Annotated in this window: 12 protein-coding genes; 7 read left to right on the plus strand and 5 right to left on the minus strand. The window is 70.4% G+C overall.

The annotated features are described in order from the left end of the window. Positions 1 to 18 precede the first annotated feature (18 nt). The 3 genes from OK345_RS03590 to OK345_RS03600 form a co-directional block, all read right to left on the minus strand. Entirely contained in the window at positions 19 to 696 is a 678-nt protein-coding gene (locus tag OK345_RS03590; protein WP_265126536.1) for a hypothetical protein, read from the minus strand. 257 nt (positions 697 to 953) lie between these two features. Next, entirely contained in the window at positions 954 to 1,193 is a 240-nt protein-coding gene (locus tag OK345_RS03595) for a hypothetical protein (RefSeq protein ID WP_265126537.1), read from the minus strand. A 211-nt stretch (positions 1,194 to 1,404) separates the two neighbouring features. Next, positions 1,405 to 2,784, minus strand: a complete 1,380-nt coding sequence (locus OK345_RS03600; RefSeq protein WP_265126538.1) for a glutamate--cysteine ligase — start codon at positions 2,782 to 2,784, stop codon at positions 1,405 to 1,407. A gap of 207 nt (positions 2,785 to 2,991) precedes the next feature. On the opposite strand from OK345_RS03600, the gene OK345_RS03605 reads away from it, so the two are divergent. Then, complete coding sequence (locus tag OK345_RS03605) at positions 2,992 to 3,690, plus strand: VIT1/CCC1 transporter family protein (protein ID WP_265126539.1); 699 nt, start codon at positions 2,992 to 2,994, stop codon at positions 3,688 to 3,690. Between the two features lie 119 nt (positions 3,691 to 3,809). On the opposite strand, the gene yihA is transcribed toward OK345_RS03605, so the two are convergent. Then, positions 3,810 to 4,454, minus strand: coding sequence for a ribosome biogenesis GTP-binding protein YihA/YsxC (gene yihA, locus OK345_RS03610; protein WP_265126540.1), 645 nt, complete (start codon positions 4,452 to 4,454; stop codon positions 3,810 to 3,812). A gap of 155 nt (positions 4,455 to 4,609) precedes the next feature. Here yihA and OK345_RS03615 point away from each other — a divergent pair, with 155 nt between their 5' ends. From OK345_RS03615 to OK345_RS03630, 4 genes are all read left to right on the plus strand, one after another. Beyond that, positions 4,610 to 5,419 (plus strand): c-type cytochrome, encoded by an 810-nt coding sequence (locus OK345_RS03615; RefSeq protein ID WP_265126541.1) that lies wholly within the window; start codon positions 4,610 to 4,612, stop codon positions 5,417 to 5,419. Positions 5,420 to 5,510: 91 nt separating this feature from the next. Further along, positions 5,511 to 6,164, plus strand: coding sequence for a thiol:disulfide interchange protein DsbA/DsbL (locus tag OK345_RS03620; protein ID WP_265126542.1), 654 nt, complete (start codon positions 5,511 to 5,513; stop codon positions 6,162 to 6,164). 112 nt (positions 6,165 to 6,276) lie between these two features. Then, positions 6,277 to 7,128 carry a thiol:disulfide interchange protein DsbA/DsbL gene (locus OK345_RS03625; RefSeq protein WP_265126543.1) on the plus strand — a complete coding sequence of 284 codons (852 nt, stop codon included), beginning with the start codon at positions 6,277 to 6,279 and terminating at the stop codon, positions 7,126 to 7,128. Positions 7,129 to 7,183: 55 nt separating this feature from the next. Further along, positions 7,184 to 7,921, plus strand: coding sequence for an endonuclease/exonuclease/phosphatase family protein (locus OK345_RS03630; protein WP_265126612.1), 738 nt, complete (start codon positions 7,184 to 7,186; stop codon positions 7,919 to 7,921). Positions 7,922 to 7,997: 76 nt separating this feature from the next. On the opposite strand, the gene OK345_RS03635 is transcribed toward OK345_RS03630, so the two are convergent. After that, complete coding sequence (locus OK345_RS03635) at positions 7,998 to 10,883, minus strand: TonB-dependent receptor (protein WP_265126544.1); 2,886 nt, start codon at positions 10,881 to 10,883, stop codon at positions 7,998 to 8,000. A gap of 208 nt (positions 10,884 to 11,091) precedes the next feature. On the opposite strand from OK345_RS03635, the gene OK345_RS03640 reads away from it, so the two are divergent. Both OK345_RS03640 and OK345_RS03645 read left to right on the plus strand, forming a co-directional pair. Then, a complete protein-coding gene (locus OK345_RS03640; RefSeq protein WP_265126545.1) occupies positions 11,092 to 13,050 on the plus strand; it encodes a transglycosylase SLT domain-containing protein in 1,959 nt (652 codons plus the stop codon). Positions 13,051 to 13,205: 155 nt separating this feature from the next. Then, positions 13,206 to 14,435: a multifunctional CCA addition/repair protein gene (locus tag OK345_RS03645; RefSeq protein WP_265126546.1), complete on the plus strand. Its 1,230-nt coding sequence runs from the start codon at positions 13,206 to 13,208 to the stop codon at positions 14,433 to 14,435. Positions 14,436 to 14,445 lie beyond the last annotated feature (10 nt).

The raw sequence follows: 14,445 nt of genomic DNA on the forward strand, positions 1-14,445 counted from the left end.
TTTCCGGGACGCTTGCCTCTAGCGGTGCGCGTCATCGCTGGCCGCGCCCATCCCCAGGCCCATGCCGGCGCCCATGCCCATTCCGCCGCCGCCACCGCCCGCACCCCGGCCGCCACCCTGCTTCGCATCGCCCTTGCCGGCTCCTTCTCCCTTGCCCTTGCCGGTGGCCGGCCGCGCCGGCCCCTGCTTCGGGACCGGCAGGTCCGCCGGAATCGGCTCCAGGTCCAGCGCCTTGCGGATGAAATCGCGCAACGACACCACCAGCTCATCGGTATGGATCGGCCGGCCGGCGACAAGTTCGGTGGCCGCGCGGGTGGCCAGGCGCACCTGCTCTTCGGTGCCCAGCAGGATGATGTCCGACAGCGCCGCCTCGACCGTATCGCGGATGCGCCGGGCCCGGTCGCCGCCGGGGGTATCGCCGGCCACGTCCTGCTCGGCGGCCGCGGCGCGCTGCACCAGGTCGCGCAGGTGGGTGGGATCGACCGCAAGGTCGCCGGTGAACGATCCGCCCAGGGCCTTGTAGGCGGCGATGAGCGTGCGCAGGCGTTCGTTGATCTGGCGGTTCTCGCGTTCGCGCCGCTGCTGCAGCGTCTGCATCACCAGCAGGCGGATACCCACGCCGATCAGGGTGATCACCGCCAGGCCCACCAGCGTCGACAGCAGGGTTTGCCAGGAACTGAAATCCAGACCGCGCATCGAACGGCTCCCAGGAACGGACGCCGACGCTCCGGCGTACCTGTCCGCTCATCCTAGTGCCGGCCCCGGCATTTGTCGTGAGGCCGGCATGGCCGCGCCCCTCGTCGCGCGCCGGCCCCTTCCCGCCGGAAGCAGCGGCAACGTGGGAATGCGCGACATGCCGCTTCCTTCGCGCAACCGGACAGCCATCCGCCGGGGCGCTTCAGCAGATGCATGCGAGCGGGACGGTCGCGCGGTCGCACATCGCCGCGCGCGGATCAGCCGCCGCAACCGCCACAGCACTCGGAGGGAACCCGCTCCACCGCGTCCGCCGCGGCCGCCAAGCCGCCGCGTTCGAGCGATGCGACCAGATCGGGAACGTCCAGCAGGGTCGATACCCGCAGCACCCGGCCGCTTTCATCGACATCCAGCAGGCCGGCGGGATCGGCGTCGAGCAGCGCCTGCTCCAGCGCCGGCAGCGAGGGCGCCGTTTCCGGCAGGGGAATCCTGAATTGCATCTTCGATACGCTCCTGGAGCATCGCACCGGCCTCGGCGGCCTGCTCCCGGGCTGCCGCGGGGTACGGACCCATCCGTCCGTCGCGCCATGATGCGCACCCCGCGCCGCGGCCGCCCTGACCTGGGTCAAGCGCCGCCTGCCCGGCAACCCCCAATGCCCGGTGGACGGGCATCCCGGGCAATACCCTGGAACCCTGGCCGCAAGCGGAAGCTCAGTAGGCGAATTCGCGGAACACGCGATCGACGTCGCCGCGCCACTCGCCGTGGAACAGCGCCAGCTTGCGCTCGGCCGCGGTGACGCCGGAGTCGACGATTTCCTGCAGCACGTCCAGGAAGTGGCTCTCGTCCTGGCCGTCGACATTGCGCGCGGCGCGGCGCTGCAGGCCGGCCGTGGCGATCTTCAGCGCCTCGCGGGCCAGGTCGCGCACGCTGCCGCCGCGGAACGGCAGGTTCAGCGCCTGCTTCGGCACGCCGTCGCGCAGCGCGTGGCGCTCGGCCAGGCTGAAATCCTTGACCAGGTCCCAGGCCGCATCCAGCGCCGCGTCGTCGTACAGCAGGCCGACCCAGAACGCCGGCAGCGCGCAGATCCGGCTCCACGGGCCGCTGTCGGCACCGCGCATCTCCAGGTACTTCTTCAGCCGCACTTCCGGGAACGCGGTGGTCATGTGGTCGGACCAGTCGCGCAGGGTCGGCAACTGGCCGGGCAGGGCCGGCAGCCTGCCCTGCAGGAAATCGCGGAAGCTCTGCCCGCTGGCATCGACGTAGACGCCGTCGCGGTAGGAGAAGTACATCGGCACGTCGAGCAGGTAGTCGACGTAGCGCTCGTAGCCGAAGCCGTCCTCGAACACGAAGTCGAGCATGCCGGTGCGGTCGGCATCGGTGTCGGTCCAGATGTGCGAGCGGTAGCTGAGGTAGCCGTTGGGCTGCCCTTCGGTGAACGGCGAATCGGCGAACAACGCGGTGGCGATGGGCTGCAGCGCCAGCGACACGCGGAACTTCTTCGCCATGTCCGCCTCGGAGGCGTAGTCCAGGTTGACCTGCACCGTGCAGGTGCGGGTCATCATGTCCAGCCCGAGCGAGCCGACCCTGGGCATGTACTCGCGCATGATCCGGTAGCGGCCCTTGGGCATCCACGGCATCTCCTCGCGCTTCCACTTCGGCTGGAAGCCCATGCCGAGGAATCCCAGCTGCAGCTCGCCGGCCACCTGCGCCACCTCGTTGAGGTGGGTGCCGGTTTCCACGCAGGTCTGGTGGATGTCCTCCAGCGCCGCACCGGAAAGCTCCAGCTGCCCGGCCGGCTCCAGCGACACCGAGGCGCCGCCGCGCAGCAGCGCGATGGTGCGGCCCGGCCCCTGGTCGATGCTTTCCTGCACCGGCGCCCAGCCGAAACGGGTCAGGCCATCGAGCAGGGCCTCGATGCCGCGCTCGCCGTCGAAGGTCGGCGGACGCAGGTCGTCCAGGCGGAAGCCGAACTTCTCGTGTTCGGTACCGATGCGCCACTGCGACCGCGGCTTCTCGCCCGACGCCAGGGTTTCGACCAGTTGGGAACGCCCGGTGATCGGCGTATCGACAGCGTGGCTGGGGCTCGACAAGGGCAGGCTCGCAGGATTCTGGTCAGGGCGGGGGATGTGGGGCTGGGCCGTCCGCATCGCAAGTGCGCACTATATCGTGGCGCCCCCGGCCGTCATGCCACCGTGGCGGTTTTCAGCATCCCACCGACGCGGACTTGACCGCATCGCCCCGATTGCGGGTGCGAGTCATTTCCGCTTCGCCGCGGCGCGCGGCCTAGACTTCACGGCATGATCCGATCGCGCAATCCGGACGTCCATCGCGCCAACCGCGTCGGCTGGCTGCGCGCCGCGGTACTGGGCGCCAACGACGGCATCGTGTCCGTGGCCGGCCTGGTGGTCGGCGTCGCCGCCAGCGGCGCGCCCGCCGCGACCGTGCTGGCCACCGGGGTCGCCGGAACCGTCGCCGGGGCGATGTCGATGGCCGCCGGCGAGTACGTCTCGGTGCAATCGCAGGCCGATACCGAGCGGGCGGACCTGGCCGCGGAGAAGCGCGAGCTGCACGAGGATCCGCACAGCGAACTGGAGGAACTGGCCGCCATCTACCGCCAGCGCGGGCTCGACCCGGAACTGGCGCGGCAGGTGGCCGTGCAGTTGACCGCGCACGATGCCCTGGGCGCGCACGCACGCGACGAACTGGGCATCACCGACACCCTGCGCGCGCGGCCGCTGCAGGCGGCGATGGCGTCGGCCGGCGCATTCGTCGCCGGCGCGGCGCTGCCGGTGTCGACCGCGCTGCTGGCACCGCACGCGCAGGTCGTCCAGATCACGTCCGCGGTCACCCTGCTCGGATTGAGCGCGACCGGTGCGGCGGCAGCGCACGCCGGCGGCGCGCCACCCGTGCGCGGCGCATTGCGGGTGGCCTTCTGGGGGGCGCTGGCGATGGCGGCGGCGACGGCGATCGGACAGCTGTTCGATACCGCGATATGACGCCATGGACATCGCCCTTTCCCCTTGCTCCGCCCTGCCCGCCGAGCTGGCGACGTAGGCCGCAAGGGCGACGCCTGTGCGTGGGCAGCGGGCGCGTTCTCGCCGCGGCCGGCGGAACGCTAGACGCCTTCGGTCGGGACCTGCTGCGCCCGGGTCCCGGCGGCGTCCAGGCCCAGCCAGCCGCCGATCACCGCGCGCGCCTCGTCCACCCCCAGCCTGGACTCGCCGGAGAAGGTCTGCACGCTGACGGTGTCGCCGAATGCCGAGGACAGTTCCTTGCGCACCTTCTGCAGCGTCTGCATCTGCTGCCCGCGGCCGAGCTTGTCGGCCTTGGTCAGCAGCGCGTGCGCCGGCAGCCCGCGCTGGACCGCGTAGCCCAGCATCTGCCGGTCGTAGTCCTTGAGCGGATGGCGGATGTCCATCACCACCACCAGTCCCTTGAGCGCCTCGCGGCTGCGGAAATAGTGGTCGATGAAGGCCTGCCAGTGCGCCTGCAGTTCCTGCGGCACCTTGGCGTAGCCGTAGCCGGGCAGGTCGACCAGGTGGGTCTCGGGGGTGACCTGGAAGAACACCAGCTGCTGGGTGCGGCCGGGCGTCTTGGAGACCCGCGCCAGCGCGTTCTGGCGGGTCAGCGCGTTGAGGGCGCTGGACTTGCCGGCGTTGGAGCGCCCGGCGAAGGCGACTTCGCTGCCCACGTCGGGCGGCAATTGCCGGGCGTTGTGGGCGGAAAGCAGGTATTGGGCGCGTTCTAGGAGCTGTGACATGCGCCTAGGATCGCACGTCCGCGCCGCAGCGTCCGGCATGCGGCCGGTTTTGCTGCACTGTTCGTTGACCGCGGCGCGAAGGCGAAGGGATAATCCGTCGATCCGTCGCAGGCGCCTTCCGCTCCTGCCCGGCCAGGTCCACACGGAGCTTCAGCATGCGCCACGCTCGCGTTCTTGCCGTCACCGCTTTCGCAGTGCCCCTCCTGGCCGCGGTCGCCATCGCGCAGACCTCGGTGATCCCGATCCCGGACAACGCGCCGGTGCAGACCCTGCCGCTGGAGATCGACTTCTCCAAGACCCACTGGGGCGACGCCGAGGCCGGCCAGGCCAAGGCCGCCGCCTGCGCGGCCTGCCATTCGGCCGACGGCAACTCCACGGTGGAGATGTACCCGCGCATCGCCGGCCAGAGCGAACGCTACGCCGCCCGGCAGATGGCGCTGATCGCCAGCGGCCAGCGCAGCAGCGGCGCGGCGGCGGCGATGGTGCCGTTCGTGCAGAACCTCACCGCCCAGGACATGCGCGACATCGGCGCGTTCTTCGCCACCCAGAAGGCCGGCGCCGGCATCGCCGACGACAGCGTGGTGGCCGAAGGCCCCTACGAGGGCATGAAGTTCTACGAGATCGGGCAGAAGCTCTACCGCGGCGGCGACGCCAGCCGCGGCATACCGGCCTGCCTGGCCTGCCACGGCCCCACCGGCGCCGGCAACCCGGGTCCGGCCTACCCGCACATCGGCGGCCAGTACGCGGCCTACACCACCCAGCGGCTGCAGGAATACCAGGCCGGGACGACCCAGGAAGACGATCCGGCCCATTTCCAGATCATGGCGCAGGTGGCCAAGTCGCTGACCCCGGAAGAGATCCAGGCGCTGTCCAGCTACCTGCAGGGCCTGCACGACCGCGCCGACGACGTCGAAGCCGACACCGCCACGACCGCGACCGCCGCGATCGCGCCCAGCCGGTCCTAGTCCTGCCGGTCGCCGCGGCGACCCTGGCAGGCGCTGTTCCCGAGCACGCCGGCCCCCAGGCCGGCGTTGCTTTTCGCCCCACGGAGACTCCATGAAACTCGTTCACCGCCTGATGTTCCTGCTGCTGGCCCTGCTGCCGCTGACCGCCTGCGCCGCGGCCAATCCCTCCGCCCCGCCGGTGGCCGGGAAGGACTACGAAGAGATCGCCGATCCGCAGCCGTTCGCACCGCTCGACGGCAAGATCGAGGTGGTCGAGGTGTTCGGCTACACCTGCGGCCACTGCGCGCATTTCGAACCGATCCTGCAACCGTGGGTGACCAAGCTGCCCAGGGACGTGCGCTTCACCCTGGTGCCGGGCGCCTTCGGCGGCCACTGGGACGCCTTCGCCCGCGCCTACTACGCCGCCGAGCAACTGGGCGTGGCCCAGCGCAGCCACGCGGCGATGTTCGACGCCCTCCATGCGCGCGGCAGCCTGCCGATGCAGAACGTCTCGCCGCAGGAGCTGGCCACCTTCTATGCCGACTACGGCGTGGCGCCGGAGCGCTTCGTCCAGGCGCTGCGCGGCGAGCAGGTCGACCAGCGGCTCAAGGCCGCGCGCGAGTTCGCCCTGCGCAGCGGCGTGCGCGGGACGCCGACGCTGGTCGTCAATGGCAAGTACCTGGTCACCGGGCGCAGCTTCGAGGACACCCTGCGCATCGCCGATGCCCTGGTCGCCCGCGAGCGGGCGGCCGCCAAGCGCCGCTGAACCGGGGTCACGCCGTGTACCGGCGAGCCTCTCCATGATGTCATCATGAAACCCCGGCCCGGCGGCAGCACCGCCGGTCCCGCCTTTCGCCTTCCCGCTGGAGATCCGATCGATGAAGACCCGCTTCGCCCTGACCCTGATGGCCCTGCTGCCGATCCTGGTGGCCTGCAAGGCCCAGGACGGTTCCGCCGACACCACGGCGCCGGCCGCGCCGGCTCCGACCAGCGCCCCGGTCAGCGAAGCCCCGGCCGCCGACAGCGCACCGGCCACCGACGCCGACACCACCGAATCCGCCACTGAAACCGCCGGCGAAGACGCCGCCGCGGCGACCGAAGCCGCGCCGCAGGCCGCCGCGCCGGTCCCGGCACCGGCGCGTCCGGTCGGCCCCGAGCCGGTGGCCGGTACCGACTACGTGGTCATCGAAGGCGGCCAGCCGTTCCAGCCGGCTGCCGGCAAGATCGAAGTGGCCGAGATCTTCGGCTACGTCTGCCCGGCCTGCGCCCGCTTCCAGCCGCTGGTCGGTTCGTGGAAGGCCGGCCTGCCCTCGGACGTGAACTTCGTCTACGTGCCGGCGCTGTTCGGCGGCACCTGGGACGACTATGCCCGCGCGTTCTACGCCGCCGAGGCGCTGGGCCTGCAGGACAAGACCCACGACGCGCTGTACGCGGCCATCCACGTCGAGCAGACCCTGAAGGGCGAGCGCGGCCGCGACTCGGTACAGGACATCGCCGGCTTCTTCGCCAAGCATGGCGCCGACCCCAAGCAGTTCGCCGACACCATGGCCAGCTTCTCGGTCAGCGCCAAGACCAACCGCGCCAAGCAGTTCGCCACCCGCAGCAAAATCTCCGGCACCCCGTCGCTGATCGTCAACGGCAAGTACCTGGTCAAGGGCCGCAGCTTCGAGGACATGCTGCGCATCGCCGATCACCTGATCGCCAGCGAACGCGCCGCCAACGCGCGCTGATCCTGCAAGGCCACAACGGGCTGCCGTGAACTCCCCCACTTCCCGCACCCTGCGGCTGCTTACCGCGAACATCCAGGCAGGCTCCAGCACCCGCCGCTACAGCGACTATGTGACCCGCAGCTGGTCGCATGCGCTGCCGGCGGGCCGCAAGCGCTCCAGCCTGGATGCGATCGCCAAGCTGGCCAGCGGACACGACATCGTCGGCCTGCAGGAGGCCGACCCCGGCAGCCTGCGCTCGGGCTTCACCAACCAGACCCACTACCTGGCCCAGCGCGGCGGCTTCAACTACTGGAGCCACCAGCCGAACCGGCGCATGGGCGGGGTCGCCTCCAGCGCCAACGGCCTGCTCAGCCGGCTGGAGCCGGTGGAGGTGCAGGACCACGCCCTGCCCGGGCGCATCGGCGGCCGCGGCCTGCTGCTGGCCAAGTTCGGCGACGGCCGGGAGGGGCTGGCGGTGGCGGTGGCGCACCTGTCGCTGGGCGCCAACTCGCGCCAGTCGCAGCTGGCGTTCATCGCCGAGCTGCTGTCCGACCACCCCAACGCGATCCTGATGGGCGACTTCAACTGCGTGGCCGAGCGCCCGGAAATGCAGGTGCTGTACCGGCAGACCCGGCTGCAGCCGCCCGGCTGCCTGGTGCCCACTTTCCCCAGCTGGCGGCCGGAACGGGCGATCGACCACATCCTGATCAGCAGCGGCCTGAACATCCTCGACACCCGCGCGGTGGCCGCGGCGTATTCGGACCACCTGGCGGTGGCGATGAACGTGGAAGTGCCGCAGCAGACGCTGCGCTGACGTCCGCTCCGGCACGCAAGCACAAAAGCAAAGGCCGGCGCGATGCCGGCCTTTGCGTTGGTCGCGGCGGCGACGGTCAGAACTTCAGGTCCGCACGCAAGTACCAGAAACGGCCGCCGGGGATGTCGTAGGTGGAGGCGTCGTAGCCGTTCAACGAGCACGACAGGCAGATCGGCGGATCCTTGTCGAACACGTTGTTGAGCCCGGCGGTGAGCTGCAGCCCCTTGAGCCAGTCGATTTTGTAGCCCAGCTGCAGGTCGTGGTAGGTGATGGCATCCAGGGTGTTGGTGCCCGCGGCCTGGTTGCCGCACACCGGGAACGCCACCGCGTCGCCGCAGTCCTCGGTCAGTTCGGAGATGTGGCGCACGCTCCACGACGCATTCCAGTTGCCCAGCCGCCAGTCCAGCGTGGCGCTGCTGGTCCATTCCGGGATGGCGCTGTCCACCACTTCGCGCCCCGGTCCCTGCGGCTGGCGCTGGCCGGCCGCGCCGGTGGCCTCGTAGCGGCCGACGAAGGTGTTCTGCCAGGCCAGCTTGAAGCGGCCGGCGCTGGTTTCCGGGAAGGTCCAGAACAGGTCCACGTCCCAGCCGTCGGTCTTGATCGAGCCCAGGTTGGTCAGGCGGTTGTTGAAGCTGTTGATGCCGCCGGTGGAAGCGCGGGTGATGCCGTCGCAGTACAGCGGGTCCAGCGTGTCCACGCACAGGTCCAGCTGGGTCTGGGCGTTGATCGCCTGGATCGCGCCGTCGACGGTGTGGCGGTAGAAGGTGACTTCCACGTCGAACTTCTCCGCCCACTCGGCGTTGTTGCCGAACCACGGGCTCCAGACGAAGCCGGCGGTGAAGCTGCGCGCGCGCTCCGGATCCAGCGCCCGGTTGCCGCCGGTGGTCACCGAGATCTGCGAATTGGCCTGCTGGTAGCCGGTGGGCACGCCCAGCGCGGCGCAGTTGGCGGCGCTGCCGCGCGGCGGTGTCCCGCCCAGGCCGACCGAACAGGGGTCGGACAGCTGCAGGTCGGCACGTGCCGCCGAGCCGTACAGCTCGCCGATGGTCGGCGCACGGAAGCCCTCGGCATAGGTGGAACGCAGCACGAAGTCCTCGCTGACCTGCCAGCGCAGGCCGTACTTGGGCGTGAACTCGCCGCCGAAGGTGGAGTAGTCCGAGTAACGCCCGGCCAGGCTCAGGTCGAGCCTGTCGCCCAGCGCCGAGTCGGCGAAGATCGGCACGCTCAGCTCCAGGTACACCTCGTTGACGTCGTAGGAGCCGGAGGTGGGCAGCGACGGCACGCCGTTGTAGTGCCCGGCCACGGTCAGCGGATCGGGCTGGTAGGAGCCTTCGTACTTGCGGTACTCGTAGCCGGTGGCGAAGGACACCATGCCCGCCGGCAGCCGGAACAGGTCGCTGCTGAGGTTGGCGGTGAACAGGCTCAGCTCGTTCTGGCTGCGGTCGCGCACCACCGGCTGGATCCAGGCCAGCATCTCCGGGGTGATGGTGCCGGGACCGCCGAAGATGTTCAGCGGCACGCAGCCGGCGACGGCCGCGCAGGCCGCCGGGTCGCCCAGCGCCATCGCGATGTTGTAGATGTTGTAGCTGCCGTAGTTGGTCTGCTCGGCCTTGTTCTTGCTGTACATCGCGTTGACGTCCCAGAACCAGCTGCGCGCCGCGCTCTCGAACGAACCGACCAGGCCGGTGTTGAAGTACTGGGTGTCCACCTGCTGCTTGAACACGCGCGGCCCGCCCTCCACCGGCCGGCGCCCGATCATGATCAGGTTGTCGGACGAATCCAGGTCGAAGCCGAACGGGTTGTAGGGGTTGAGCGCGGAAATGAAGATGTTGTCGGCCAACGGATTGCCGGTGCCGGCCTCGGGACCGAGGAAGATCGGTTCCGGCGCGGCCTGGTTGGTGGAGTCGCGGCGGTTGCCCAGCACCTTCACGTACCACTGCACGTCGTCGTTGAAGAAGTAGCGGAACTGGCCGAACACGCCCTTGCGCTCGGACGGGGTCAGCAGCAGGTTGTACTCGGCGAAGTTGAAGCGATCGGCGGTACCGAAGCAGTGGTAGTCGTCGCTGCGGCTGCAGCCGGCGCTGCCGTCGTAGCCGGGCGTGGTGGCGCCGGCGTTCGGGGTCAGGTCCTGCTCGGCGCCAGTGTCCGGGTCGATGAAGATGAAGCGCCCGTGGGGCGTGGCCGAGCTGCCCAGCGCCACCCCGGTGCCCGGCACCGGGAAGCGCGACTGCGCGCGGCTGCGCGCGTAGATCGGGTCCTGCTTCACCCAGCTGGCACCCAGGAACAGGCTGGAGCGGTCGGTGTTCATGCCCCACGCCAGGTCGACGCCCTGGTTGGCACCGTCGCCCTTGCCGTACTGGCCGTAGTTCAGCGTCACCTGCGCGCCGTCGTACTCGCGCCGGGTGATGATGTTGACCACGCCGGCGATGGCGTCCGAACCGTACAGCGAGGACGCGCCGTCCTCCAGCACCTCGATGCGCTCGACGATGGCCAGCGGGATGGTGTTGAGGTCGGTCGCCGACCCCACGCCCGAGGCCGACGATTCGTTGACCCAGCGGATGCCGTCGACCAGCACCAGCACGCGCTTGGAGCCGAGGTGGCGCAGGTCCACCTGCGCCGAACCGGCGCCGACGCCGCCGCCGTCGGGCGGGAAGCCGAAGTTGCCGGACGAGTTGAACTTGGTATTGAGCGCCGAGCCGGAGGCCGTCAGCTCCTGCAGCACCTCGGCGACGGAGGTGAGGCCGGTGCGCTCGATGTCGTCGCGGCTGAGCGTGTGCACCGGCACCTGGCTCTCGAGTTCGGCCTTCTTGATGCGGGTACCGGTGACCTGGATGCTGTCCAGGGTGGTGGGCGCGCTGGACGGCGCGCCGCCCGGGTCCTGGGCAGCGGCGATGGCGGGAAGTGCGAGCAAGACGGACAGCTGGACAGCGACAGCCAAGGGACAGCGGTGCAGGCTCTTCATCCTTTCTCTCCAGAAGGAAACGGGTACGCCGAGGCTCCCCTGTCAGCACCACGGCTTGGAGAACTTGTAAACAAAACGTAAATCAGCCGCAAGTGCCGCGATCTTGATCCGATCTGCCGCCATTGCCTGCCGCGCGTGCAACCTCCCGGGGCAAACGACGGTTTTGCGCCATCACCGCCATTCACATGCCGCCGGTATTCTTTGGCGCATGAATCGCCTCGCCTTCGCCCTCGCCACCGCTTTCCTCGCCGTCGCCCTGCCCGCCCATGCGCAGAACGCCGAGGCGCAACGCGCCGCCATCCGCAGCGCCATCGACAGCGCCGAACGCGGCCAGTTCGATGCCTCCCGCGCCACCGCACTGCGCGACCATGCGCTGTACGGCTGGCTGGAATACGCCAGCCTGCGCCGCAGCATCGACACCGTTTCCACCGCCCAGGCGCAGGATTTCCTGAAGCGCTACGACGGCCAGCCGGTGGCCGAGGCGCTGCGCGGCGTGTGGCTGCCGGCGCTGGCCCGGCGCCAGGACTGGCCGACGTTGCTGGCGCACTGGAAGCCGAGCGGCAACGTTGGCCTGCGCTGCGCCGAACTCAACGCGCGCCAGGCCACCGGCAAGGCCGATGCGCAATGGACCAGCGATGCGCAGGCGCTGTGGCGCAGCAGCGGCAAGTCGCTGCCCGACGCCTGCGACCCGGTGTTCGCGGTGCTCGAGGCCCGCGGCGGGCTGACCCCGGCGTTGCGCTGGGAGCGCATCGAAGCGGCCGCCGACGAACAGCAGCCGGCGGTGATGCGCAACGCGGCGCGCGGCCTGCCGCCCGCCGAACTGGCGCTGGCCAACGACTACACCGCCTTCGTCGACAAGGTGCATCCGCGCGCGCTCGACTGGCCGAAGACCGAACGCAGCCGGCGCATCGCCACCGACGGCCTGGCGCGCCTGGCCAGGAACGACCCTGGCGCCGCGGAACGGCTGTTGCCGCAGTACACGGCCGCCCTGCAGCTGAGCGAGGCGCAGCGCGGCCAGGTGCTGTACCAGATCGCGCTGTGGACGGTGGCCTCCTACGAGCCGGATTCGGCGCGCCGGCTCGCCGCCGTGCCCGAGTCGGCCTACGACGAGCGCCTGCACGAATGGCGCACCCGCGAGGCGATGGCGCGCGGCGACTGGCCGGCGGCGCTGGCCGCGATCCGCCGGATGCCCGCCGCGCAGCGCAACGATTCGCGCTGGCGCTGGTTCGAGGCGCGGCTGCTGGAGAAGACCGGCAGGCCGGCCGAAGCCCAGCCGCTGTATCGCGAAGTGGCCGGCGCGGCCACGTTCCACGGCTTCCTCGCCGCCGACCGGCTCAAGCAACCCTACGCACTGTGTCCCTGGCGCCCGGACGACAGCGCGCAGGCGCGCGCGGCGGTCGCGCGCGATCCGGCGCTGGTGCGGGCGATGGAACTGTTCCGGATCGAACGCACTGGCTGGGCGGTGCTGGAATGGAACGACGCGCTGAGCCGCTTCGACGACACCCAGCGCCGGCTGGCGGTGGAAGTGGCGCGCGACAACGGCTGGTTCGACCGTGCAGTGTTCTCGCTGAAGGGCCCGGAGGAACTGCGCCTGTACGAACTGCGCTTCCCGCTGCACCACGACGACAGCATCCGCCGCGAGTCGGCGCGCAACGCCATCGACCCGGCCTGGGTCGCCGCCGAGATCCGCGCCGAAAGCACCTTCAACCCGAAGGCGCGCTCGCCGGCCAACGCCATGGGCCTGATGCAGGTGCTGCCGGCCACCGGCGCCGGCGTCGCCCGGTCGATCGGCCTGAGCGGTTACGGCGGCGCCGCCAGCCTGTACGACCCGGACACCAACATCGCCATCGGCACCGCCTACCTGCGCCAGCTGATGGACAAGTACGGCGGCCTGCCCTACGTCACCATCGCCGCCTACAACGCCGGTCCCACGCCGACCGCGCGCTGGCAATCGCAGCGGCCGAACTTCGATCCGGACTTCTGGATCGAGACCATCAGCTACAAGGAGACCCGCGAGTACGTCGCCCGCATCCTTGCCTTCAGCGTGATCTACGACTGGCGCCTCAACGGCGACGCGCTGCCGGTGACCGACCGCATGAACGGCCGCCTGCAGGCACCGCGCAAATCCTTCGCATGCCCCACCGACCCCGGCAAGGGCGGCGCGTAATCCCGCCCCTTGCAGGAGCGACGCCAGTCGCGACGGGGCTTGCGCGCAGGTCTTTCCGCAACAATCCGCATTCCATGTGCGGAGGTCCGGAGGTGAAGCCCCGTCGCGACTGGCGTCGCTCCTACAGATGCGGGCGGCACGCTAGGATGTCGGGCATGAAGACCTATCTCGTCGGCGGCGCGGTCCGCGATTCCCTGCTGGGCCTGGACCCGGGCGACCGCGACTGGGTGGTGGTCGGCGCCACCCAGGCGCAGATGGAAGCACTGGGCTACAAGCCGGTGGGACGCGATTTCCCGGTGTTCCTGCACCCGCAGACCGGCGAGGAATACGCGCTGGCGCGCACCGAGCGCAAGAGCGGGCGCGGCTATCGCGGCTTCGTGGTCGATGCCGATCCTTCGGTGACGCTGGAGGAGGACCTGCTGCGGCGCGACTTCACCCTCAACGCCATCGCCCGCGACGAGGACAGCGGCGAGCTGGTCGATCCCCATGGCGGCGTGCGCGACATCGAAGGCAAGGTGCTGCGCCACGTCGGTCCGGCCTTCGTCGAGGACCCGTTGCGGGTGCTGCGCGCGGCGCGCTTCATGGCCCGTTTCGCGCCGCTGGGCTTCCGCGTCGCGCCGGAGACGATGGAGCTGATGCGGCAGATCGCCGCCAGCGGCGAACTCGACGCGCTGGTGCCCGAGCGGGTGTGGCAGGAACTGCGCAAGGCGCTGGTCGCCAGGCAGCCCTCGGCCTTCCTGCGCACCCTGCACGAGGCCGGCGCGCTGGCCGCGGTACTGCCGGAAGTGGATGCGTTGTACGGCGTGCCGCAACGCGCCGAGTTCCATCCCGAGATCGACACCGGCCGCCACCAGGAACTGGTCAGCGACATGGCCGCGCAGCTGGCGCCGGGCGATGCGCAGATCGGCTTCGCCGCGCTCACCCACGACCTCGGCAAGGCACTGACCCCGCGTGAGGAATGGCCGCGCCACATCATGCATGAGCAGCGCGGGGTAAAGCCGCTGCTGCAGCTGTGCGAGCGGCTGAAGGTGCCGGTGGACTACCGGCAGCTGGCCGAAGCGGTCTGCCGCGAACACCTCAACGTGCATCGCATCGATGAACTGCGCGACGCCACCGTGCTGGAACTGCTGTCGCGCTGCGACGGCTTCCGCCGTCCCGAGCGCATCGCACAGATGGCGCTGGTGTGCGAATGCGACAAGCGTGGCCGGCTCGGCTTCGAAGATGCCGACTATCCGCAGGGCGCGACCCTGCAACGGCTGCATCAGGCCGCACTGGCCATCAATGCCCGCGACATAGCCACCACGGGCCTGACCGGCCCGGCCATCGGCGATGCATTGAAGCGGGCGCGCATCGCGGCCATCGGCGATGCGCGCCGCCATCCGTAGGAAGAGGCTT

The organism is Xanthomonas chitinilytica, from assembly GCF_026107455.2.
GTDB lineage: Bacteria > Pseudomonadota > Gammaproteobacteria > Xanthomonadales > Xanthomonadaceae > Stenotrophomonas > Stenotrophomonas chitinilytica.